The sequence below is a fragment of the Agrobacterium sp. LEGMi-208b genome (assembly GCF_059511785.1).
The window spans coordinates 1,420,684-1,444,371 of the sequence record NZ_CM183446.1 but is presented as its reverse complement, the minus strand read 5'-3'; the positions used below and the strand labels follow the sequence as shown (position 1 = coordinate 1,444,371).

Here is a 23,688-nt window from a genome sequence, read left to right as displayed (position 1 = left end):
AGCCCCTCCTATAATGTCGCCAGTTCGGCAATGGATAATCCCGCCCGTATTTTTTCCAGCCGCTCATTGGCCTTGGCGGGCAGCAGGAATGCGGGTCTCACACCCGGCGGGCGAAGCAGGCCGCGCAGGGCAAGCTCCTGCATGACAGGAAAATGCGCGGCGGCGATCTTGCCCATCCAGAACGGATCGAGCGCCCCGCCCCTGCGCAGATGGTCCAGCACCTCGGCCAACCCGCGCAGATAGATCGCATCCTTGGAAAGACCCCCACCGCGATAGATGCGCAGCACCATGTTGAAGGCGGCGGCTTCATCGAAACCGTGATCGCGCGTCATGGTGCGGAAGGTCTCCACGAAGCTTGCCCCATCCAGCATGGCGGCGCAGCCGACAACGCGGCCGGCGATCAGCCGCAGACGCTCGCGCGTCATGCCGCCGGCCAGATGTTCCGCCAGCACCGCGAGCCCCTCCTGCACGCCCTCATAACCGGAAAGGCCGGTGCGGAAGAGACGCAGCCCCTGAAACGAGCCGTTGAAATAGGTGAGAAGATGCACGCCGATCTCATGCGACAGCAGCGCCTCGACACGGCGCTGTTCCATGACGGTGTGGCGGGAAATCAAAAGCTTCTCGCCCGTCACCATCAGGCCCGGCGGCAGGTCGTCACGGATTTCGACGCGGGCCTTGAATTCCGGGGCTTCCGCAAGATAGGTCTCGACCATCTCCCGTGACTTCTTGGCGACCGCGTAACAATCGACCATGGCGATTTCGCCGCTCTCTTGCCCGCGCGGGCAATCCGCAAGCACGCGCAGCGCCAGCTGAAGGAGGGCCGGTTCGACAGCGCCATAAAGGGCGCGTGAAAAATCGGTGAAGGTGCGATGGTGCAGATTGGCTAGCATCGTCAGCTGCAGATCGATCTCCTGCTGTTTCTCCCGGTAGAGATTATAAAGCACCGGGTCTTCCAGATGATCGAAAACGACGGAATAAAGCTTGCGTTTCTGCTCCTCGACATCGACGCCAAGCGGCCGGTAAAGCAGGCGCGGCGCGAACTGAAAGCCGCCATCGCGAAACTCCTCGAAGGCCCGGCGGGCATTGATGGGCGTGACGGAAAGCAGAAAATCGAAGGATGAAACAATATCGTCGACGGACCGGTCGGCACGCCTGACCGCATCGACGAAGGCCTTGCGCCCCAGCGCCCGATGGCTGGTGACCTTGAGCGCGTCCTTGCCCGAAGCGAAGGATGAAAAAGCCTGCAGGCCGGCATCGAAAAGATCGGCGATCATCGTCACCCGCAGGCCCGGATAATCCGCGCCGGATTCCGGCTGGCGGTAGATCGGTGCAAAACGCACGCTGATGCAGGGAAAATCGAGTCCGGCTTTCTTGAAGCGCAGAACCGGATCGGCATCCGGCTCCGGCCGGGTGATGCGCGGCGTGCGAAAGCGCACTTCGGCATCACAGACCGCCTTGATGAATACCCGGCGGGCATTCTGCGTTTCGGGCTCAGCCGTCGCCGAGACGGAGACCTCATAATGCGGCAGGAAAGGCGAATCGTCGGCCAGAAGAATGTCATGCTCCAGCTCGCCGATATCGAGGACGATAAAGGCGCCGAAACGCTGCCGCATGACCGTGCCAACGGCCTCGATCAGCGGCGCCGCCTCCTGAATGGTGGACGCGATCAGATAGGAGGCATGAGCGGCGGCGATATCGCGGGCGGCGAGATTTTTCGTGCCGCCCGTCAGATGCAGGCAGAGGAATGGCAGCGGCCGGTCGATATGCAGACGGCCGTCTTTGCCGAGATCGCGGCGGATGGCCTTGCCCGCCTCGAGGCAGGACACGACGTCATCGGCCAGATCGGCGATGGGAGACGGTGCGCTGCGGGCGGAAGAGAGGTTCATCGCCGCGACCTCAGGCACTCTTCGAGCACCGGCTGGAGTGCTGTTATCGCTTGGCGAATATCCGCCACCACACGCGCATCCGGCTTTCCCGTCCACTCATCCATGAAGAATTTCTTGAACTCGACTGCGATGGCGCAGCCATTTTCGGCGAACCGCTCGTGGATGAAACGGGTCTGCTCGCCCTTGCCCTGAAACGCCACGTTCTCGCGAACATCGAGGCGGCGTCCGCCGATGGTCGCTGACGCGAAATGATGCCCGACCGCGCTGACGATATCGCCCCAGCGGCTGCGATCCATGGAAAAGGTGCCGATATTGATATCGGGCGCCTCCGCCTGTGCCGTCGGCGGCGCGGCGGCGCCCTGCCGGCGATGATTATAGCTGTGCACATCCAGCACCACGAAGGCGCCGTGCCGTCTTTCGATTGCGGAGAGCACGGTCTCGAGCATCGCATAATAATCGGCGTGAAAATCGAGCGATTGCCGGATGGCTTCCGGGGCCGGCTCCTCTTTCCAGACCTCAAGCCCCCAGGATTGTTCCGGCTTCAGATAAATCGCCTGATCGGCCGCACGGTTGAGATCGATTTCGAAACGCGAATGGTGAACAACGATACGGTTCGTCAGTCCCGCGATCATCTCACCGGTGAAAGGGTCTTCCTCCCTCAGCCGCTGTTCCGGGGAAAGGGCGATGAGCCCGGATACGTCCGGTCGAATGCGATGACCGTCATGAATGGCCGTGCCGATAACAGGTGAATTGCCGAAATCAATCGACCAGAAACCCTTGTTTTCGTTGTTACCGCGGTATTCGCCGTCGCTCTGTCTGGCTGCCATGCTGCCTCCCCTGCATCGGGGATAAAACAGCGGGACATGCCCGTTTGTTCCGGTAAAAAATTGCGCGCGATGCATTCGGTCTCGGCAATGACGCCGCTGGAAAAAATGCGGAACCATCCCGGAAAGCCCACGTTGTTCCAGCAGGAGGGGCCGCCGTGTCAAACGGACGCGATGGCGCTGAAGAACATCGGGATTTTTCCGTTTTCTCCCGGTGGCCAACGAAATGGCAGCCGAGCTTCTTACCCATCCGGCACCCCTCCGTTCCCGCTTTCCACGCACAAGGAGCCGCGACATGGAAAAGACCGAAACACGCAAACTTGCGGAAGAATATCTGCGTCTCGGCGGCACGCGTCAGGTGATGATCGACGACAACAAGACCTTCGTGCGCCAATGGCAGCACGAACCGGCGGAAGCCGAACGGTTCTGGCAAACGCATATCGAAAATCTCGACGCGGAACGGCTCAAGGACGTGGAATTTTTCCTGCCCTCCATGAATTCCGACATGAATTCCGACAAGGGCAAATGAACCCAGAAGGAGACAGACATGACTGCCATCAACGCCGCAAAAATCCTCATTCTCGCAACGGACGGCTATGAGCGCTCCGAATTGCGCGTGCCCTATGACCAGTTGAAGGCCAGGGGTGCAGACGTGAAGGTCGCCTCCATCAAGGAGGGCGAGATCAAGAGCTGGGACAAGAAGAACTGGGGCGACAGCATCGCCGTCGACCTTCCCGCCAAGGCCGTAAAAACGGAAGATTTTGACGCGCTGGTTCTTCCCGGCGGCCAGATCAACCCGGATATCCTGCGTCATGATGAGGATGCGATGCGGGTGGTGCGTGATTTCGTCAAATCCGGCAAGGTGGTGGCCGCCATCTGCCACGCCCCATGGCTGCTTGTCGAAGCGGATGCCCTGCGTGGCCGCGACGCCACCTCCTATTGGTCGATCAAGACCGACCTCAAGAATGCCGGCGCCAACTGGAAGGATGAAAAGGTCGTGACCGATAAGGGGATCATCACCTCCCGCAGCCCTGACGATCTCGACGCCTTCGTCGCCAAGATCGTGGAAGAGGTCGAGGAAGGCCGCCACGAACGTCGCGCCGCTTAAGACACGCACCATGTTTCCGTGGCGCCGGGTTGCCCGGCGGCCCATGTATTTGGGTGAAAGACATGAAAAACAGATTGCTGGCCACCAGCGGCGCGGAGCGCACCTTCATCCTCGTCATTGATCCCGAGGAAGAAGCCTTCGAGGCCATCGGACGCTTTGCCAAGGCCGAAAACATCAACGCCGCCTCGGTTACCGCGATCGGGGCCTTTGCCACGGCAACACTCGCCTTTTTCGATCTTTCGACGCGGGACTACAAGGAAATACCGATCACCGACCAGAGCGAGGTTCTGAGTCTGCTCGGCGATATCACCCTTGACGAGAATGATACGCCCAATCCGCACCTGCATGTGGTTCTGGGCTTTGCCGATGGCTCCACGAAGGGCGGCCATTTTCTAAAAGGAGTGGTGCGACCGACGCTGGAAGTCGTCATCCGCGAAACACCTGCGGAATTGCGGCGCAGCTACCGCCCGGAATTCGGAATCGCTCTCATCGATCCCGCGAAATAAACCCACGGAACCGGAAAAACGCCATTGCGTTATCGCTTTGGACAGGGGGGCGGCATGGTGACGGCGATCGATCGAAGAGATGCGGATGATGACGAGGTCGGGCAATTTCTGATCGGCCTCGCGCGCGGCACGGCGGGCGCATTGCTGTTTGCCCTGCCCATGCTGATGACCATGGAAATGTGGTTTCTCGGCCTTTACGTCAATTCCTGGCGGCTTCTGCTGCTCTGCATCCTCAACCTGCCGCTGCTCTTGCTTCTCGCCCGCCGCATCGGCTTCGAGAATATTCACTCCTGGAGCCAGGCGCTGCGCGACGCGATGACGGCCTATGGGCTGGGCATCGCCGTCAGCGCGGCCGTGCTCCTGCTGTTCGGTATTCTGAACGATCAGATCACCGCCTCCAACATCGTCGCCAAGATTGCCCTGCAATCCGTTCCAGCCAGCATCGGCGCGCTGCTCGGACGCAGCCAGCTCGGTCAGCATTCCGACGCGGAGGATGAAGAGGAAGGCGAATATTCCGGCGAGACGGGTTATCTGCACGAACTGTTCATGATGGTTGTCGGTGCGCTTTTCCTCAGCCTCAATGTCGCGCCGACGGAAGAAATGATCCTGATCGCCTATAAGGTGACGCCCTATCACATTCTGGCGCTTTGCCTGCTGTCGATCGCCATCATGCATGGCTTTGTCTACGCGCTTCACTTCAAGGGCTCGCACCAGCTGCACGAGGGGCAGAAGTGGTGGCAATCCTTCATCCGCTTCACCCTGCCCGGCTATGTCATCGCCATCGCCATCAGCATCTATACGCTCTGGACCTTCGAGCGCCTTGACCACACCTCGCTGTCGCAGATCATGAACGCCGCCGTCATTCTCGGCGTTCCCGCCTCGATCGGCGCGGCCTCCGCCCGGCTGATCCTGTGAGGACAAGATGACGATATCCAAGGGCCGCAAACATACGGAAAGCTCCGAGCCCCACTGGGTGGAATGGCTGACGGGCGTCATCTGCACGCTTCTTGTCGCCGCCATGCTCGGCTGGATAGGTTATGACATTTATCGCTACAGGCCGGAGGATGCCCGCTTCGAAATCGCCGTTACCGGCGTGGAGGCGCAGGCCGGGCAATATCGCGTGCGGTTCGATATCCGCAACCTTTCCATGACGACGGCGGCGCAGGTGCAGGTGCGCGGCGACCTGCAGCAAAACGGCGCGACGCTGGAGAGCGCCGATGTGACATTCGATTACGTCGCCTCGGAGTCTCGCGACACCGGCACGCTTTTCTTCCGCAACGATCCCCGCAGCGCAACGCTCACCATCAATGTCGCCGGCTATACCGAGCCGTGAGACCTTTCAGGATGATTTCATGCCGACATCGGAACTGACGAAAGAACGCGACCTCAGAGATTCAAAACCCGTGTGGGCGGACACGCCCCGCATCGGCGTCCGCAGCAGGCAGACGCCGGAGGCCGACCATTACGACACGATCGTGGTCGGCGCCGGTATCAGCGGCGCGCTGGTGTCCCATGCCCTGCACCGGCCGGGTCAATCCATGCTGATCGTCGACCGGCGCGAGCCGGTGATGGGCAGCAGCGTCGCCAGCACCGCGATGATCCAGCATGAAATCGACACGCCGCTGACGCAGCTCAGAAAGATGATCGGCAGGGATGCGGCCGACAGGGCATGGCAGCGTTCCGCCCGCGCCGTCCTGCGGCTAGAGGAAATCGTTTCTTCGCTCGGCATCTCCTGCAGCATGAGGCGCAAACAGGCCCTTTATCTGGCGGGAGACGAAATGGGATCGCGCGCGTTGAAGGCCGAGGCGGCAGCCCGTGAGGAAGCGGGCATCGAGGCCCGCTTTCTCACCGCTGCAGAACTGAGAGAGCAATACGGCATGCACCGGACCGCAGCCATCCTCAGCGATATTTCGGCCTCTGCCAATCCCGCACAGCTGACCGCCGGCCTGCTGCGCCACACGGCGGGCGCCGGCGCCGAAATCGTCTCGCAGCTTGAGATCACCGATCTCAGGAACCTCGGCGACGAGGTTGTCCTTGCGACCGCCGGCGGCAAAATCCTTTCAGCGCGCAATGTCGTTTTCTGCACCGGCTATGAATTCCTGAAAATGCTGGAGAGCCCGAAGCACCAGATCATTTCCACCTGGGCGCTGGCGAGCAGAAAGGGGCTCGACCTGCCCGACTGGCTGGAGAACCATATCGTCTGGGAGGCCTCCGATCCCTATCTCTACCTGCGCACCGACCGCGAGGGGCGGATGATTGCCGGAGGCGAGGACGAGGAAAACCCCACCGCCTACCAGTCGGAGCGCAAGCTCGCCGCCAAGGCGGAGACGATCCGCCGCAAGATCGAGAAGCTTCTCGGCATCGATATGGGAAAGCCGGAATATCGCTGGGCGGCGGCCTTCGGCACGACCACCACCGGCCTGCCGCTGATTGGCGCGGTGCCCGGAATGAACAACGTCTATGCCGTGATGGGTTTCGGCGGCAACGGCATCACCTTCAGCCAGATCGCCGCTGAAATCGTGGCCGCCGCCGTCAATGGCGGCAAGGACCCCGATGCCGATCTTTTCCGCTTCGGCTGATGCCGTTCATTCCTCCTTGATGCCCGCCGCCACCTGTATGCGGCGGAGCGTCCACAAGACGACAATGCCCATTCCCGCAGCAAGAAGGGCAAGCGGCCACATGCCAAGACCGACCGAGAGGCCGATTGCCGCCGAAAGCCACATGCTGGCGCCCGTCGTCAGGCCTTTGACATCGCCTCTGGTATAAACGACCACACCCGCCGCGAGAAAGGCGATGCCCGCCGTCACGGCCTCCACCAGCCGGATGGGATCGAGCCGTGCGGCCTCATGGCCTTCCGCCATCGTCTCCATCATGTGAATGGTGATGACGCAGAAGGTGACGGCGGCAAGGCCGATCAGCATGTTGGTGCGCAGGCCGGCCGTGTTCTTGTGAAACTCCCGCTCCAGACCGATCAGCCCGCACAGGATGACCGCGCCGAACACCCGCACCAGGAGCACCTCGAAGGGGATGGAAATATTCATGGAAAATTCTTCTGCAAGGCTCTGGGGCACTGTCGCGTCTCCTCCCGAAATTTCTTCACACTAAGTTTGGAGAGGCGTGTTGGTTCCGCGCGGCAATATAAACGTTGCGCGCAACCGAGCCGGAACCATGGGCGGAGCAAAGGGTTTGTCTCCCGTGCGCATGGGCGCACATCATGCAATTTCACACATGGGAGAAGGACCAATGGCCGAGAAGAAACTCGACGACCTGTTTTACGATACGCTGAAGGATATCTATTACGCCGAGAGGCAGATCCTGAAAGCCCTGCCGAAAATGGCGCGGGCAGCGACCGACCCGAAGCTGAAACAGGCTTTTGAAAAGCACAAGGAAGAAACGCAGGGCCACGTCGAACGCCTGCAGGAAGTGTTCGAGATCATTGGCAAGCGGGCGCAGGGCAAGACCTGCGAAGCCATTCAGGGCATCATCGCCGAGGGCGAGGAAATCATGGAGGACTTCAAAGGCACCCCCGCCCTCGATGCCGGTCTCGTTTCGTCGGCACAGGCGGTCGAACACTATGAGATCGCCCGCTACGGCACGCTGAAGGCCTGGGCGGAAAAGCTGGGCCACACCAAGGCGGTTTCGCTGCTGGACGCCACGCTCAAGGAAGAGGCGAAGACCGACGATGCGCTGACCGCGCTCGCCAAGACTTCGGTTAACGCTGCCGCCGAAAAAAAGGCGGCGTAACACCCTCCTCGACAAAAACCGGAATGGTCGCCCATTCCGGTTTTTTTTGTGTCTTGAAACCCGCGGAAATTACGGCAGGGTATAGGCGATCACATAATCGCCCGGCTTGGTTCCGACGGAGCCGTGACCACCCGCAACCATCACCACATATTGCTTGCCGCCATCCAGCGCATAGGTCATTGGCGTTGCCTGGCCGCCGGCCGGCAGGCGCGCTTCCCAAAGCTGCTTGCCGGTGGTGAGGTCATAGGCCCGCAGAAAGTTGTCGACAGCAGCACCGAGGAAGGCCACGCCGCCCTTGGTGATCATCGGCCCGCCAATGCCCGGCACGCCGACCTTGAAGGGCAAGGGCAGCGGCGTCATGTCATAGACCGTGCCGTTCTTGTGCTTGTAGGCGATATCACCGGTGCGCAGGTCTGCACCCGCGACATAACCCCATGGCGGCGCCTGGCAGGGAATCTGCAACGGACCGAGGAAGGGACCCATGAACACGCCATAGGGCGCGCCGTCATTGCGGTTCAGGCCCTGCTCGCTACCCTTTTCGTCCTGACCCTTCGGCGGAATGTCGGCACGCGGCACGAGCTGCGAGGTGAAGGCGAGATAGGTCGGCATGCCGAACATGACCTGACGTTCGGGATCGACCGCCACGCTGCCCCAGTTGAAGGTGCCGAAATTGCCGGGATAGATGATCGAGCCGTTGAGCGAAGGCGGCGTGTAACGGCCCTTATAGTTCAGCTGATGGAAGCGGATGCGGCAGGCGAGCTGGTCGAACATGGAGACGCCCCACATGTCCTTTTCCTGCAATGGCTCCGGCTTGAAGGACAGGGCCGTCGTCGGCTGCGTCGGGGAGGTGAAGTCCTCCGGGATGGCACCGCCCGGCGCGGGCTCTTCGGTGATCGGCAGAAGCGGCTCGCCGGTGCGCCGGTCGAGAACGTAGATATCGCCCTGCTTGGTGGGACCGACCAGCGCCGGCACGGTCTGGCCGTCCTTGGTGATATCGAGCAGCACCGGCTGCGCCGGCACATCCATGTCCCAGAGATCGTGATGAACCGTCTGGCGCACCCAGCGATCCTTGCCGGTATTGATATCGAGCGCGACAATCGAGGAGGAATATTTCTCCACATTCTCGCTGCGGCCCATGCCGAGCTGATCGGGCACCTGATTGCCGAGCGGGATATAAACGAGGCCGAGGCCTTCATCGTAACTGAAGACCGACCAGCTGTTCGGCGAATTGGTGGTATAGGTTTCACCCGCCGCAATCGGTTCGGTTTTCGCCGGATTGCCGGAATCCCAGTTCCAGACGAGCGCGCCGCTGTTCACATCGAAAGCGCGAATGACGCCGGACTGTTCCTGCGTGGAATAATTGTCGTTCACCGCGCCGCCGATGATGATCTTGCCCGCCACGATGACGGGGGGCGAGGTCGAATAATAATAGCCGGCGGGATTGTATTTCATGCCCTGCTCAAGATGCAGCACACCCTGATCGGCAAAGGACGTGCAGACCTGGCCGGTGGCGGCGTCAAGCGCGATCAGCCGCGCATCCGAGGTCGGCAAATAGACACGTTCGGCACAGGCCGTGCCCGGCGCGGCATTCGGTTCGGCATAATAGGAAACACCGCGGCATGTCTGGTGCTGGCGGTCCGGATTGAGACCGACATTCGGGTCGTATTTCCACTTTTCCTTGCCGGTGGCGGCATCGATGGCAATCGCCCAATTATGCGGCGTGCAGATATAAAGCGTGTTGCCGACCTTGAGCGGCGTCACCTGATAGGTGGTTTCACCCACATCATCGGGCAGCTTCACATCCCCCGTCTGGTAACGCCAGGCTTCCTTGAGCTGCGAGACGTTTTCGACATTGACCTGGGTCAGCGGCGAATAACGCTGGCCATAGGGCGTGCGGCCATATTGATGCCAGTCACCGTCAGGCACATTGCCGCCATAGGCGGGCGTGGCGGAGGCCGTTTCCTGGGGCAGCGAACCTGCCATTTCGTGCGGATCCTGCGCCATGGAATATCCGGCCACGACGATCGAGGCGAGGACGGAGAGCGCAAGCGGCCAGGCATTCGGGCCGTAGCTAAGCCCGGTCGGGCTCGCAAAACCGAGCGGCTTTCTGACCCATGGAACCAGAAGCCAGAGGCCGATGAGAATGATGATGCCGCCGCGCGGGCCAAGCTGCCACCAGTCGAAGCCGACTTCCCAGACGGCCCAGGCGAGCGTCGCGACAATGAAGACGGCATAGACGTGAAGGGCTGCGCGATTGCGCTTGAACAGCAGAATGGCCGTTAAAAGAAAGGCCAGTCCGGAAAGCACGTAATAAAAGCTCCCGCCCAGCATGACGAGCTGAGAGCCGAAACCGAACAGCGCAAGACCGATCAGTGTGAGAACAACTGCAGTGACGGTGACTGCCATGAATGAAACCCCCGATTCCTGTCACTTTGCGTGAAATGAAATCGGGCGCGATCTGGTTCCATGGAAATCATCATGATCGCGAAAAAAATTCACGTCATGGTGGTCACGGGTTTTGTGGCGCTCCGGTGGAATCCTGCGGCGCGGGATTGGTTTCCGTCGATGCCGGCGGTTGGGCGCGGCCATTCGCCGGATTGTTGTCGAAGCTTCCGGATCCGGACGGCTGCTGCGGCACGGGCGCAGTCTCGGTCTGCGGGTTCTGCGGCAGGTTTTCGTCGGGTTCGAAAACCGAATATTCGACAACGGCCCAAACCACCAATGCAAGAAGCACGCTGACGATCAGAATGACAAGGACCGGACGTCCGCGCGATCCCTGCCGCGCACGCGTTGCCGTTTCGCTTTTGTGAGCATCCCGACCGTCGAGATAGCTGGCATTTTCTCTGGCCATGTCTTTCACTCCCTGTGACCCTGTTGATCTAATCCCCGGGGTCAGGGTTTTGTTCCAGATTGTCGGAGAACGACTTTAGCCGCACTCGGCCGGTAACCGAGACCTCTCTGAGCCGTCGCAGCCTGCCACATCCACCGCGCTAAAGCTTTGCCCGAGACCCAGCCAGGAGACCGGCGGGCGTGCTCCATCCGTTTCCCATGGGTCGTCCGGGAGGTTGTCGGAATTCGCCGAAGACAGGGGCGATGCCGCCGCATGAAATCCGGCACCGGAAAAGGAAAGGTATTTTTTCACCGCATGACGCCATCCGCGCCACAGGTCGAGAAAAGCAGGAATTTTCAGCATCATGATTGTCAGGCAATATATCGATAAAAATAACGTCTCCTGTTTGGCACGTCTGGAGGACAGGCGCATCCCCGTTGCAGCGCAACCGCAGCGAATAGTCGAATTGTGCCAAGAAACCGTCATAAAGTGTCAGGTCGACGCCCGACCAGGCGTGATCAGCGGCCGAGCTGCACGATCCAGCGTGTCCATTCGGCGCTATCCGGCTTCAGAATATCCGACGTGACGTTACGGCTTTCGGACGCGAAATGCCGCATCTGGCGCGGCGAAAGGCCGAAGGTCCTCTTGAAGACGCGGCTGAAATTTTCCGGATTGGTGAAACCATAGGACGCCGCCACCTCGGCAATCGTCATATGCGCCGATTGCGGCGCCCGCAGAAAATCCATCGCGCGTTCAAGACGTCGCTGGGTAATACAGGCCGAAAATCCGCCCAGCGGCTCGAAGAGCCGGTAGACGGTGCGCCGGGATACGCCGAACTCACCCATGACCTTCTCCACCGAGAGGGCCGGATCGAGAAGATGATTGTCGATGTAACGCCGGATGGATGCCCTGAGCGCCCGCTGCACACCCTGCGCATTGTCGTGCCCGACATGATTGTTGATGGCGGCGGCGGCGAGTTCCAGAAGCGGCGAGACCGTGGCAGCACCCTCGCCGGCATTCATGATGTCGAAATGGCGATAGATGCTCGTCATCGTTTCGCGCAGCAGCGATACCAGCGGCAGACCGGCCGGCAGCACGCGCTCATGATGGTTGCCGGAACCGAGAAGCCTGCCTTCCAGCAGCCGGCGCGGCACGACGAGACTGAGATGATCGTGGTCGGTCGTGGCGGTGGCCAGCGGTTGCGCCATGTCTATGAGATAGAGGTCGCCGGGGCCTGCGGTCTCGCCCGATCCGCGCCGCGACATGCTTTGTCCGCTGGCGTAAAATTGCAGGAGAAAACCGTCCATGCCGTCGCGGGCAAGCTTGTGGCGCGAACGGTCGAAATCCTGCGCCGAGGACTGGGTGCGGCCAAGCGCGACATTGCCGATGAAAGCGGCGTCCACGCTGGCGAAGAAACCGTCATCCTGCGAGCGCCGCAGGCGGGCATCGAAAAGCACGTTGATCGAATCACGCCACAGCGCCATGGCATCGCGTTTCGGCACATGGCGCGTATCGAAGCGCGAGCGCGCCAGCGGCGCTTCAAAAGACCCTGTGTTCATCACACCGTTTTTCCGTGAACACGGCGCTGACCCCCGCCGTCCACGAAAACTATACAGGATTGAAATCGCCTAACAATGCCGGATGCCAGCGAGATGGTTCGCTGGAGGTGGGTGCGCCAAGATTATTTCGCGGTCCAGCCGCCATCGATGGAGATGGTCGTGCCGGTGATGGAGCGCGCCATATCGCCGGAGAGATAAAGCGCCATTTCCGCCACTTCTTCCGGTTGCACAAACCGTCTGGTCGGCTGGGGCGCCAGCATCACCTTTTTCACCACATCCTCCTCGCTCATGCCATGCACGCGCGCCTGATCGGCAACCTGGGCGGCGACAAGCGGCGTCCAGACGTAACCGGGGCAGATGGCGTTGCAGGTAATGCCGAGTTCGGCCACTTCCAGCGCCACGCTTTTCGTCAGGCCCACCACCGCATGTTTGGTCGCGACATAAGGCCCCTTGAAGGGCGAAGCGCGCAGGCCGTGGGCGGAGGCGATATTGACGATGCGGCCCCAGCCCCGTTCCTTCATGCCCGGCAGGGCCGCATGGATGGTGTGAAAGGCGCTGTCGAGCGAGATGGCGACGATGCGGGAGAAATCGGCGAAATCGAACTCGTCGATCGGCGCGACCTTCTGGATGCCGGCATTGTTGACCAGCACATCGATGCGGCCAAACTCGGCGATGACTTTTTCCGGGAGGTGCGCGCTCTCGTCGTAATGGGCGAGATTGGCGGAAAAATAGACCGGCCGGTGGCGCGCCACTTTCGCAACCGCTTCAAGGGCCTGCGCACCTTCTTCCGCCGTCTCCACGCCGTGGACGGCAACCAGAAACCCGGCTTCGGCGAACCGCTTGGCGATGGCGAGCCCGATGCCGCTGGTGGAGCCCGTGACCAGCACGGTTTTCGGTTGATCCTCCATCGGCCTAGTCCTTCAGCTGTGGCAGGTTGCGGAAAAGTTCGAGCGCTTCGGGATTGGCGAGCGCATCGGCATTCTTCACCGGCCGGCCATGGATGGTGTCGCGCACCGCGATTTCGGAAATCTTGCCCGAACGGGTGCGGGGAATTGCGCTGACGGCAATAATCTTTGCCGGCACATGCCGCGGTGTGGCGCCTGAGCGGATGCGGCTGCGGATGGTCTTTTCCAGCTCTTCCGTCAAGACCGCGCCGCCCTTCATGCGCAGGAAGAGGATGACCCGCTGGTCGCCGTCTATATCCTGTCCCACGGCAATGGCCTCCTCGACTTCAGGCACGGTTTCCACCTGCCGGTAGATTTCCGCCGTGCCGATGCGAACCCCGCCGGGATTGAGCGTCGTATCCGAACGTCCATGAATGACATATCCGCCGGAGGGGCGCAGTTCGGCAAAATCGCCATGGGCCCATATGCCCGGAAACCGGTCGAAATATGCGGCCTGATACCGGGAACCATCTGCATCGCCCCAGAACTTTACCGGCATGGAGAGATGCGCATTGCGGCAGACGAGTTCGCCGGCAACGCCGCGAACCGAACGGCCCTCATCATCCAGCGTGTCGATATCCATGCCGAGCATCGCGCCCTGCAATTCGCCGCGATGCACCGGCTGCAGCGGGTTGCCGCCGAGGAAACAGGCGCAGATATCCGTGCCGCCGGAAATCGAGGCAAGATGCACATCGGCCTTCCAGTCGCGATAGATGTAATCGAAGGATTGCGGGATGAGCGGCGAGCCGGTGGAGAGAATTGTCCTCAGCGATGAAAGATCGTGGCTTTCACGCGGCTTCAGCCCAGCTTTGAGGCACGCGTCGATGAACTTCGCCGAGGTGCCGAAGGTCGCGATCCGTTCAGCATCGATGAGATCGATCAGCCGCGCAGGGTTGGGATAACCGGGATTGCCGTCATAGGTGACGAGCGTCGCGCCGAGCGCCAGGCCGGAGACCTGCCAGTTCCACATCATCCAGCCGCAGGTGGTGAAATAGAAGAAGCGCTCCCCCTCCTCAATATCGCATTGCAGCTTTTGTTCCTTCATATGCTGAAGAAGCAGGCCGCCGCCGGAATGGGTGATGCATTTCGGCTTGCCTGTCGTGCCCGAGGAATAAAGGATCGCCAGCGGCGCCTTGACGGGAAGACGGTTGAAAGCAATCTCACCCGCCGCATAGGGCGCGACGAAATCCGCAAGCGTCACGCAGCCGAGATCGGCGAGGCTTTCGGGAACGGCATCACCGATCAGCACGATTTTTTCGGGAGCCGCACTTTCCACGACGGCGCGGATGGTCGGAGCGACATCGATGCGCTTGCCGGCATAACCATATTCCGGCACCGCGAGGAGGATTTTCGGGTCGATCTGCGACAGGCGGTCGGAGGCGCCGGCAGGGCCGAAATCCGGCGAGCAGGACGACCAGATCGCCCCGATGGCGCTGACAGCCAGATAACTGACGATCGCCTCGATATCATGGGTGACGATGGCCCCGACGCGGTCGCCCTCCTTCACGCCAGCATGAGCAAGCGCCTGCACCATGCGGGATACTTCGTCGTAAAGCTGTCTGCGGGTAATCTCGCGCCTCGTGCCATCGTCGCGATGGGCGATGATGGCCACTCGCTCGTCGGCATCGCGCAGCAGGTTTTCGGCATAATTGAGCCTTGCGTCCGGATAGAACTCGGCATCCCGGATCGTCGCGCCCGGTTTGAACGCCGTGTCGCCGCGTGTGCCAATGATCCCGAGTTCATCCCACAGCGCATCGTAAAACTCATCCGGCGCGTTGATGGACCAGCGCAGCAGCCCGGCATAATCATCGGCGGCCTGCCCGTGCAGCTTTGCCGTTTTCGTCGCGAAGGAGAAAAGCGCCGAGCGCTCCCGCCTCTTCTCAGGCGGCACCCATAAGATGTCGGATGGCGCGGCGTCCGTCATGCTTTGCCCCCGCGCAGCATTTCCACGATGGCGGAGAAATCGCGCCCGCCGCTCCCCTCGTCGACGAAATTCTCATAAAGCGACGCTGCCGCGGCACCGAGGGGAGTGGAGGCTCCGGCTCCATTCGCCGCCTCCTGCGAAAGCGTCAGATCCTTCAGCATCAAGGCCGCCGCAAAGCCGGGCTGATAATCCTTGTTGGCGGGCGATGTCGGCACCGGCCCCGGCACCGGGCAATAGGTGGTGAGCGACCAGCATTGCCCGGAAGAGGTGGAGGCGACATCGAACAGCGCCTGATGCGAGAGCCCGAGTTTTTCGCCCAGCACGAAAGCTTCGGAAACGGCGATCATGGAAATGCCGAGGATCATGTTGTTGCAGATCTTCGCCGCCTGGCCGTTACCGCCCTTGCCGCAATGCACGATCTTCTTGCCCATCGCCTCCAGCACCGGCTTTGCCGCCGAAAAGGCCTCAGGCTCGCCGCCGCACATGAAGGTCAGGGTGCCGGCGGCAGCCCCGCCGGTTCCGCCGGAAACGGGCGCATCGACCGAGGGGCAACCGGCGGAAGCGGCCAGTTCATGCGCTTTCAGCGCGCTTTCCATATCCACCGTCGAGCAATCGATGAGAAGCGTTCCGGCAGATACCTTTCGAACCAGATCGCCATAGACCGCAACGACATGTTCGCCCTTCGGCAGCATGGTGATGATCACATCCGCCGCGTCCGTTGCTTCGGCAGAATCCATTGCCACTGGAATGCCGGCCTCTTTCGCCGCCGCACGGCAGGCGTCGGCGAGATCATATCCCCTGACGGTATAACCCGCCTTGACGAGATTGGCGGCCATCGGCAGGCCCATATGTCCCAGCCCGAGAAAAGCGACGGTCTTCATCGGTGCGCTCCTTTCAGCGATTATCCACAAGGATCATGTCGGCAGCCTTTTCGGCGATCATGATCGTCGGGGAATTGGTATTTCCGGAAGTGATGCGCGGCATCACCGAAGCGTCGGCGACGCGCAGCCCGGCGAGCCTGCGGAATTTCAGCCTGTTATCGACAACGCTCTCCACATCCGACCCCATGCGCAATGTGCCGACGGGATGGAAGATGGTGGTGCCGATATCGCCCGCCGCCTTGGCGAGATCATTGTCATTTTCGAAGGATGGGCCGGGCCGGTATTCCTGCGGATTGAAGCGGGAAAACGCCGGCTGGGCGACGATGCGCCGCGTCAGCCGCATCGCATCGATGGCCACCTGCCGGTCGCCTTCGGTGGACAAATAGTTCGGGCGGATTTCCGGCTGCATGGCGAAATCCGGTCCTTTCACATGCACTGAGCCCCGGCTTTCCGGCCGCAGATTGCAGACACTTGCGGTAATGGCGGGAAAAGTGTGAACCGGATCACCGAACTTGTCGAGCGAAACCGGCTGGACATGATATTCCAGATCGGCGGTTTCCTTTTCCGGCGAGGAACGGGTGAAGACGCCGAGTTGGCTCGGCGCCATCGACATCGGCCCGGAGCGCGTCAGCGCATATTCGAGGCCGATCCTCGCCTTGCCGAACAGGGTCGAGGCCCGTTCATTCAGCGTCAGGACGCCGGAGACCTTGTAGACCATGCGCAATTGCAGATGGTCCTGCAGGTTCTCACCCACGCCCTGAACCTCAGCCACGGTGTCGATGCCGGCGGCCTGAAGCACGTCGCCACGGCCAACGCCGGAAAGCTCCAGAACATGCGGCGAGCCGATCGCGCCTGCGGACAGCACCGTTTCGCGCCGCGCCCGCATCTTTTTCAGGACGCCGTCATGGTGGAACTCGACACCCGTAACGCGGCCCTCTTCGATGATGAGACGCTTGACATGCGCCTTGGTGAGAACCGTCAGGTTCTTACGCCCGAGTGCCGGTTTCAGAAACGCCTTTGCCGTGTTCCAGCGCCAGCCCGAGCGCTGGTTGACGTCGAAATAACCCGCACCCTCATTGTCGCCCCGGTTGAAATCATCGGTCGCGGGAATGCCGGCTTCGCCCGCTGCCTTCTGGAAGGCATCCAGCACGTCCCAGCGCACCCGCGCCTTTTCCACGCGCCATTCGCCGCCGGCGGAATGCAGGTCGCTTTTACCGCGATAAAAATCCTCCGACTTCAGGAAATAGGGCAGGATATCGTTCCACCCCCAGCCTTCACAGCCGAGTTGCCGCCACATATCGTAATCACGGGCCTGACCGCGGATGTAGATCATGCCATTGATGGAGGAGCAGCCGCCCAGAACCTTGCCGCGCGGATAGATCAGCGCGCGGCCGTTAAGCCCCGGCTCTTCCGCCGTCTTGAAACACCAGTCGGTGCGCGGATTATTGATGCAATAGAGATAGCCGACCGGAATATGGATCCAGTGGTAATTGTCGTTGCCGCCCGCTTCCAGAAGCAGCACGCGGTTGTTCGGATCTTTCGAAAGGCGGTTGGCGAGAACGCATCCGGCACTCCCCGCTCCGATGACGATATAGTCATATTCGCCCATGCTGTTCTCCATGCGCCACCCTTGCCGCACCGTCCCGGACGCGGAGGAGGCCTTGTCTGTGTTTTCAAAAATGTCTAGCTGCGGTGCTGAAAGCCGAGTTTCCGCCCCAGCCGGGAAGCATAAAATTCGCCGATAAGACCGCGCCGGAACACCAGAACGCAGGCCATGAAGACGAGGCCGGTGATGATGGTGACCGGGAAATCCGATGTCGCGAGATAGTTCTGCAGGGTAACGACGAGGCCTGCGCCAAAAATCGGCCCGATCATGGTGCCGATGCCGCCGAGCAGCGTCATCAGGATCACTTCGCCGGACATCTGCCACGTCACGTCGGTGAGCGTGGCGAACTGGAAGACCAGCGCCTTCAGACCGCCCGCAAGCCCGGCAAGCGCCGCCGACATGACGAAGGCGCCGAGCTTGTAGCGCTGCACGCTGTAGCCCAGCGAAATGGCGCGCTGCTCGTTTTCGCGGATGGATTTCAGGATCATGCCGAAGGGCGAGTTGACGAAACGCCAGATGACCAGCAGCGCGATGACGAAGGCGGCCAGCACCGTATAATAGATATTGAGCGGCGCATTGAGATCGAGAAGGCCGAAGAGGTGGCCACGCGGCACGCCCTGCAGGCCGTCCTCGCCATGGGTAAACGGCGCCTGAAGGCAGAAGAAATAAAACATCTGCGACAGCGCCAGCGTGATCATGGCGAAATAGATGCCTTGGCGGCGGATGGCGAAAAAGCCGATGACCAAGCCGAGAAGGGCCGCCCCTGCCATGCCGATCACAAGGCCGATCTCCGGCGTCACGCCCCATTCCTTCACCGAATAGGCGGTGAAATAGGCCGCACCGCCGAAAAACGCCGCATGGCCGAAGGACAGCAGACCCGTATAACCGATCAACAGGTTGAAGGCGCAGGCAAACAGCGCGAAGCACAGGAGCTTCATCAGAAAGATCGGGTAAACGAACATCGGTGCGGCGATGAGGACGGCGAGCCCCAAGAGAATGAGCACCGTCTTGATGGTTCCGGCCGTCGCAGACACTTCCGTCTGCGGCAGCGTACCGGCGGTGGAGCTATGGGTGGCTTTGGACATATCAGGCGTCCTTTCCGAAAAGTCCGGCGGGGCGGATGAGCAGCACAAAGGCCATGATGACGAAGATGACGATGTTGGAGGCTTCCGGGTAGAACACCTTGGTCAGGCCTTCGGCGACGCCCAGCATGTAACCCGTGACGATGGCGCCCATGATCGAGCCCATGCCGCCGACGACCACCACGGCAAAGACGACGATGATGAGGTTCGTGCCCATCAGCGGCGAGACCTGGTAGATGGGTGCGGCCAGCACACCGGTGAACCCGGCAAGGCCGGCGCCCAGTGCGTAGGTCAGCGTCAGCAACACCGGCACGTTGATGCCGAAAGCCTGCACCAGCGTCGGATTTTCCGTCGCGGCGCGCAGATAGGAGCCGAGACGCGTCTTTTCGATCAGCGCCCAGGTGGCGATGCAGACGATGAGCGAAATGACGACAACGAAAGCGCGGTAATTCGGCAGGAACATGAAACCGAGATTGGTGCCGCCGGCAAGCGCGCGCGGCACCGAATAGGGCTGGCCCGCCGCACCATAAAGCCAGCGGAACGTGCCTTCCACCACCAGCGCCAGGCCGAAGGTGAAAAGCAGCCCGTAAAGCGGATCGAGATCATAAAGCCGCGACAGCAGGAAGCGTTCAACGATCGCGCCGAACAAAGCGACGACGAGCGGCGTGACGATGAGCGCCACCCAGAAATTGATGCCGAAATATTGCAGGCCGAGGAAGGCGACAAAAGCGCCGAGCATATATTGCGCGCCATGGGCAAAATTGATGACGCGCAGCAGGCCGAAAATGACGGCGAGACCGAGCGACAGCAGCGCATAAAAAGACCCGTTGATGAGGCCGACCAGCAATTGCCCGAGAAGCGCCTGAATGGGAACGCCGAAGATCATCGTCATAGTTAAACCCCCAGCACCTTGTTGAGCTCGCCCATGCGGCCGGAAAGCTCGCTGACCGGAAAATCGCTGACCATCTGGCCGTGATCCATCAGGTAGAAACGGTCGGCGATACGGCTGGCGAAACGGAAATTCTGCTCGACCAGAACCACGGTCATGCCACGGCTCTTCAGCTTCTGCAGCACCTCGCCGATGCGTTGCACGATGACCGGGGCAAGTCCCTCCGTCGGTTCGTCAAGCAAGAGCACCTTCACGCCGGTGCGCAGGATGCGCGCCATGGCCAGCATCTGCTGCTCGCCGCCGGAAAGCTTGGTGCCGGGGCTGGCGCGGCGTTCGTGAAGATTGGGAAACAGTTCGTAGATTTCATCGAGCGTCATGCCGCCGGATGCGACGACGGGCGGCAGCTTCAGGTTTTCCTCGACGCTCAGCGTCGCGAAGATGCCGCGCTCTTCCGGCACGAAGCCGAGGCCGTATTTCGCCGTGCGATGCAGCGGCACCGGCATCAGATCCTTGCCGCCGAGTTTGATGACGCCCTTGCGGTTGCGGATGATGCCCATGATGGTGCGCAGCGTCGTAGTCTTGCCCACGCCGTTACGGCCGAGAATGGTGATGGTTTCGCCTTCGCCGACCGTCAGGTCGACGCCATGCAACGCCTGGCTTTCGCCATACCAGGATTTCAGGTTGGAGACTTCGAGCATCGCCGCCATATCAAGCCTCCTCCGTGCCCATATAGGCCGTTCGCACCCGCGGATCGGCGGAAACGGCGGCATAATCGCCCTCCGCCAGAATTTCACCGCGCTGCAGCACCGTGACATGGTGGCAGATATCGGCCACGACTTTCAGATTGTGTTCGACCATCAGCACCGCGCGTGTCTTTGCCACCTCGCGGATGAGCTCGGCGACATGGGAGACATCTTCCCCACCCATGCCGGCCATCGGCTCGTCCAGCAGCAGCACCTTGGGGTCGAGCGCCAGCGTGGTGGCGATTTCGAGAACCCGCTTGCGGCCGTAAGACAGATCGGCCGCAAGCGCATGTTTTTCCCTGACCAGGCCAACCGTTGCGATCAGCTCCTCGGCGCGGGCATTCAGCCTGTCGAGCGAGGAGAGCGGCAGCCAGAACTGCGTTGCAAGGCCGTTCGGCCGCTGCAACGCCACCCGCACGTTTTCCAGAACCGTCAGATGCGGAAACACCGCCGATATCTGGAAAGACCTGACGAGGCCGAGACGCGCCACCTTGTCCGGTGGCGTCCTTGTTATATCCGTTCCCATGAAGGTGATCGCCCCGCCCGTCGGCTGGAGAAACTTGGTCAACAGATTGAAGACCGTGGTCTTGCCGGCGCCGTTCGGACCGATCAGCGCATGCACGCGGGCATGATGCACGTCGAGATCGACGTTTTTCACGGCCGCGAATGCGCCGAAGGTCTTGGAGAGACCGCGCGCCGAAAGAACGACGCGTGATTCGGCCTGCCCGGCGGGGGCGGGAGCGATCGTCATGAAACTTTCCCCTTTATTGCGTCAGTCTTTTATTGCGTTACCAGCGGGCAACCGCTTTTTGCGGGGTCCATGAAGGCTTCCTTACCGGGAATGGTGGCGAGCACCTTGTAATAATCCCACGGCTGCTTGCTCTCATCCGGCTTCTTCACTTCCATCAGATACATGTCGTGGATCATGCGGCCGTTGGCAGCGACATGGCCATCCTTGGCGAAGACGTCGTTGACCGGCATTTCCTTCATGGCCTTTGCAACGGCATCGGCATCGTCGGTGCCGGCCTTTTCGATGGCCTTCAGATAGTGCAGCACGGCGGAATAGGTGCCGGCATGCACCATGTTCGGCATGGCGCCGGTGCGTTCCTTGAAGCGCTCACCGAATTTGCGCGATTCATCGTCGCGATCCCAGTAAAAACCTTCCGTCAACGTCAACCCTTGAGCCGCTTCGAGACCAAGGCCATGGACTTCGGCAAGCGTGAAGAGAAGGGCTGCCAGCCGCTGGCCGCCGGCGACGATGCCGAATTCGGCCGCCTGCTTGATGGCGTTGGAGGTATCGAGACCGGCATTGGCGAGACCGATGACCTTCGCGCCCGAGGACTGCGCCTGCAGCAGGAAGGAGGAATAATCCGTCGTGGCGAGCGGATGGCGCACGGAACCCAGCACCTTGCCGCCATTGGCCTTGACGAAATTGGAGGTGTTTTCTTCCAGCGAATAACCGAAGGCATAGTCGGCGGTCAGGAAGAACCAGCTGTCGCCGCCCTGCTTGACGAGCGCGCCGCCGGTGCCGACCGCCAGCGAATAGGTGTCATAGGCCCAGTGGAAACCATAGGGGCTGCACTGCTTGCCGGTCAGTTCGGTGGTTGCCGCACCGGTGTTGACGGTGATCTTCTTTTTGTCTTTGGAGAGCGCCTGCACGGCAAGACCGACCGACGACGAGGTCAGTTCCATGATCGAATCGACCTGTTCGGTATCGTACCATTGGCGGGCGATATTGGAGGCGACATCCGCCTTGTTCTGGTGGTCGGCGGTCACCACTTCCACCGGCGCACCCAGCACCTTGCCGCCGAAATCCTCGACCGCCATCTTCGCGGCTTCATAGGAGTATTTGCCGCCGAAATTGGCGTAGACGCCCGACTGGTCGTTCAGGATACCGATCTTGACCTTGCCGTCCGAAATCTCGGCGGCATAAGCGGCGGTGCCGGCGGCCAGTGCCATGGCCGTGGATAAAACGATACTCTTGCGCATGACTTCTCCTCCCAGAGATGATTGCGAGCCTCAGATTGTCTGTGCAGCGGTGAACGAAACCGTTGCACCCGAATGGCCGCACCGCCCTCCTCAAAGCGATGCATCCTGAGCCTAGACTTCTCGAATTCGGCCGTTGACACAAGAGCTTGTCATCATCAAATTGCGAACAGGAACTGTTCATTTTTGAACAGAACTCTTGATGGGAGACAAATATGGCCACCCCTTTCACCTGGGACGACCTGCAATATTTCCTGGCCGTGGCCCGCACCGGACAGCTCTCATCGGCAGCCCGCAGCCTGCGCACCAGCCACGCCACGGTCTCCCGCCATATCGACCGGCTGGAATTTTCGCTTAAAACCAAGCTGTTCGAGCGAAACCCGCGCGGATATGAACTCACGACCGTCGGACGGCGGCTGGTCGATACCGTCGAACGCATCGAGGCGGAGGCTGAACGGCTGCAATCGGATATATCCGAAAGCGGCAGCCTTCTGCGCGGCGTCGTGCGCTTGAGCGCACCGGAAGGTTTTTCCAATTTTTTCTTCGTGGAAAGGCTGAAGGACTTCGCCATAACCCATCCCCACATCATGCTGGAAATGGTGACGATCCAGCAGATCATGGCGCTGTCCCGAAAGGAGGCGGATGTGGCGGTAACGCTCGACCCGCCGAAAGCCGGTCCTTACATCAACGAACAGATCATCGATTACACGCTGCATATCTATGCGTCGCGGTCCTACCTCGCCGGGCGGCCCAAAATCACCAAACGCGAGGACCTGCTCGATCATTTCTTCATCGGTTACGTGCAGGATCTGATCTTCTCGCCGGGTCTCGACTATATGCGCGACGTGCTGCCCGGCCTGCGTCCGGGTTTTCAGTCATCGAGCATTTTTGCGCAGCTGACGGCCACGCTGAGCGGCCGGGGCCTGTGCATCCTGCCGAATTTCATCGCCGCGCGTTTCCCGGACCTGCAGATGGTGCTCGCAGGAGAGGTGGAACTGCGGCGCGGCTACTGGCTCACCAGCCACCACGACCTCGCCAATGTGCCGCGGGTGCGCTCGCTGATGGATTTCATCCTCAACACGGCGCGCGCGCATGAGAACCTCTTCATCCTGGACCGCCGAACAATTGTGTGAAACGGCCATCGTTCACATTTCGGCGACACCGTGTCTACGCGTG

At 61.0% G+C, this 23,688-nt stretch carries 23 protein-coding genes; 8 read left to right on the top strand and 15 right to left on the bottom strand.

What is annotated here, in order from left to right; genetic code table 11:
• Positions 1-8: 8 nt before the first annotated feature.
• Positions 9-1,886 carry a flavohemoglobin expression-modulating QEGLA motif protein gene (locus AC5YUO_RS21185; protein WP_400820450.1) on the bottom strand — a complete coding sequence of 626 codons (1,878 nt, stop codon included), beginning with the start codon at positions 1,884-1,886 and terminating at the stop codon, positions 9-11.
• Positions 1,883-2,713: an N-formylglutamate amidohydrolase gene (locus tag AC5YUO_RS21180; protein WP_496155072.1), complete on the bottom strand. Its 831-nt coding sequence runs from the start codon at positions 2,711-2,713 to the stop codon at positions 1,883-1,885. The genes AC5YUO_RS21185 and AC5YUO_RS21180 overlap by 4 nt, the downstream gene beginning before the upstream one ends.
• A gap of 292 nt (positions 2,714-3,005) precedes the next feature.
• Here AC5YUO_RS21180 and AC5YUO_RS21175 point away from each other — a divergent pair, with 292 nt between their 5' ends.
• From AC5YUO_RS21175 to AC5YUO_RS21150, 6 genes are all read left to right on the top strand, one after another.
• On the top strand, positions 3,006-3,239 hold the full coding sequence (locus tag AC5YUO_RS21175; RefSeq protein WP_400820393.1) for a hypothetical protein: 234 nt from the start codon (positions 3,006-3,008) through the stop codon (positions 3,237-3,239).
• Between the two features lie 18 nt (positions 3,240-3,257).
• A complete protein-coding gene (locus AC5YUO_RS21170; RefSeq protein WP_400820395.1) occupies positions 3,258-3,818 on the top strand; it encodes a type 1 glutamine amidotransferase domain-containing protein in 561 nt (186 codons plus the stop codon).
• Positions 3,819-3,880: 62 nt separating this feature from the next.
• Entirely contained in the window at positions 3,881-4,324 is a 444-nt protein-coding gene (locus AC5YUO_RS21165) for a PPC domain-containing DNA-binding protein (protein WP_496155071.1), read from the top strand.
• Between the two features lie 54 nt (positions 4,325-4,378).
• Positions 4,379-5,239, top strand: a complete 861-nt coding sequence (locus AC5YUO_RS21160; protein ID WP_496155070.1) for a TIGR02587 family membrane protein — start codon at positions 4,379-4,381, stop codon at positions 5,237-5,239.
• Between the two features lie 7 nt (positions 5,240-5,246).
• Positions 5,247-5,657, top strand: a complete 411-nt coding sequence (locus tag AC5YUO_RS21155) for a TIGR02588 family protein (protein ID WP_496155069.1) — start codon at positions 5,247-5,249, stop codon at positions 5,655-5,657.
• Between the two features lie 19 nt (positions 5,658-5,676).
• Positions 5,677-6,903, top strand: a complete 1,227-nt coding sequence (locus AC5YUO_RS21150; RefSeq protein WP_496155068.1) for an NAD(P)/FAD-dependent oxidoreductase — start codon at positions 5,677-5,679, stop codon at positions 6,901-6,903.
• A gap of 6 nt (positions 6,904-6,909) precedes the next feature.
• Here AC5YUO_RS21150 and AC5YUO_RS21145 read toward each other — a convergent pair whose 3' ends face one another.
• Positions 6,910-7,395, bottom strand: coding sequence for an MgtC/SapB family protein (locus AC5YUO_RS21145; protein ID WP_496155067.1), 486 nt, complete (start codon positions 7,393-7,395; stop codon positions 6,910-6,912).
• 172 nt (positions 7,396-7,567) lie between these two features.
• Between AC5YUO_RS21145 and AC5YUO_RS21140 the strand changes: the two genes are divergently transcribed.
• Complete coding sequence (locus AC5YUO_RS21140; protein WP_065657331.1) at positions 7,568-8,068, top strand: YciE/YciF ferroxidase family protein; 501 nt, start codon at positions 7,568-7,570, stop codon at positions 8,066-8,068.
• 69 nt (positions 8,069-8,137) lie between these two features.
• On the opposite strand, the gene AC5YUO_RS21135 is transcribed toward AC5YUO_RS21140, so the two are convergent.
• From AC5YUO_RS21135 to AC5YUO_RS21080, 12 genes are all read right to left on the bottom strand, one after another.
• Entirely contained in the window at positions 8,138-10,474 is a 2,337-nt protein-coding gene (locus tag AC5YUO_RS21135; protein ID WP_496155066.1) for a glucose/quinate/shikimate family membrane-bound PQQ-dependent dehydrogenase, read from the bottom strand.
• A 103-nt stretch (positions 10,475-10,577) separates the two neighbouring features.
• The gene (locus AC5YUO_RS21130) at positions 10,578-10,919 is read right to left on the bottom strand and encodes a flagellar basal body-associated FliL family protein (protein ID WP_400820408.1); all 342 of its coding nucleotides are present in this window, start codon (positions 10,917-10,919) and stop codon (positions 10,578-10,580) included.
• A 497-nt stretch (positions 10,920-11,416) separates the two neighbouring features.
• Positions 11,417-12,460 (bottom strand): helix-turn-helix domain-containing protein, encoded by a 1,044-nt coding sequence (locus AC5YUO_RS21125; RefSeq protein WP_496155065.1) that lies wholly within the window; start codon positions 12,458-12,460, stop codon positions 11,417-11,419.
• A gap of 119 nt (positions 12,461-12,579) precedes the next feature.
• Entirely contained in the window at positions 12,580-13,365 is a 786-nt protein-coding gene (locus tag AC5YUO_RS21120) for a 3-hydroxybutyrate dehydrogenase (protein WP_496155064.1), read from the bottom strand.
• A gap of 4 nt (positions 13,366-13,369) precedes the next feature.
• Entirely contained in the window at positions 13,370-15,325 is a 1,956-nt protein-coding gene (locus AC5YUO_RS21115; protein WP_496155063.1) for an acetoacetate--CoA ligase, read from the bottom strand.
• Positions 15,322-16,206 carry a 3-hydroxyisobutyrate dehydrogenase gene (mmsB, locus tag AC5YUO_RS21110; protein ID WP_496155062.1) on the bottom strand — a complete coding sequence of 295 codons (885 nt, stop codon included), beginning with the start codon at positions 16,204-16,206 and terminating at the stop codon, positions 15,322-15,324. The genes AC5YUO_RS21115 and mmsB overlap by 4 nt, the downstream gene beginning before the upstream one ends.
• Positions 16,207-16,219: 13 nt before the next feature.
• On the bottom strand, positions 16,220-17,815 hold the full coding sequence (locus tag AC5YUO_RS21105; RefSeq protein WP_496156537.1) for a GMC family oxidoreductase: 1,596 nt from the start codon (positions 17,813-17,815) through the stop codon (positions 16,220-16,222).
• A 74-nt stretch (positions 17,816-17,889) separates the two neighbouring features.
• A complete protein-coding gene (locus tag AC5YUO_RS21100; protein WP_496155061.1) occupies positions 17,890-18,897 on the bottom strand; it encodes a branched-chain amino acid ABC transporter permease in 1,008 nt (335 codons plus the stop codon).
• Between the two features lies 1 nt (position 18,898).
• The gene (locus AC5YUO_RS21095) at positions 18,899-19,786 is read right to left on the bottom strand and encodes a branched-chain amino acid ABC transporter permease (protein ID WP_400820425.1); all 888 of its coding nucleotides are present in this window, start codon (positions 19,784-19,786) and stop codon (positions 18,899-18,901) included.
• Positions 19,787-19,788: 2 nt separating this feature from the next.
• Complete coding sequence (locus tag AC5YUO_RS21090; protein WP_496155060.1) at positions 19,789-20,490, bottom strand: ABC transporter ATP-binding protein; 702 nt, start codon at positions 20,488-20,490, stop codon at positions 19,789-19,791.
• Between the two features lies 1 nt (position 20,491).
• Positions 20,492-21,277, bottom strand: coding sequence for an ABC transporter ATP-binding protein (locus tag AC5YUO_RS21085; RefSeq protein ID WP_496155059.1), 786 nt, complete (start codon positions 21,275-21,277; stop codon positions 20,492-20,494).
• Positions 21,278-21,306: 29 nt separating this feature from the next.
• The gene (locus AC5YUO_RS21080) at positions 21,307-22,515 is read right to left on the bottom strand and encodes an ABC transporter substrate-binding protein (protein WP_496155058.1); all 1,209 of its coding nucleotides are present in this window, start codon (positions 22,513-22,515) and stop codon (positions 21,307-21,309) included.
• 212 nt (positions 22,516-22,727) lie between these two features.
• Here AC5YUO_RS21080 and AC5YUO_RS21075 point away from each other — a divergent pair, with 212 nt between their 5' ends.
• Complete coding sequence (locus tag AC5YUO_RS21075) at positions 22,728-23,645, top strand: LysR family transcriptional regulator (protein WP_496155057.1); 918 nt, start codon at positions 22,728-22,730, stop codon at positions 23,643-23,645.
• Positions 23,646-23,688: the final 43 nt, after the last annotated feature.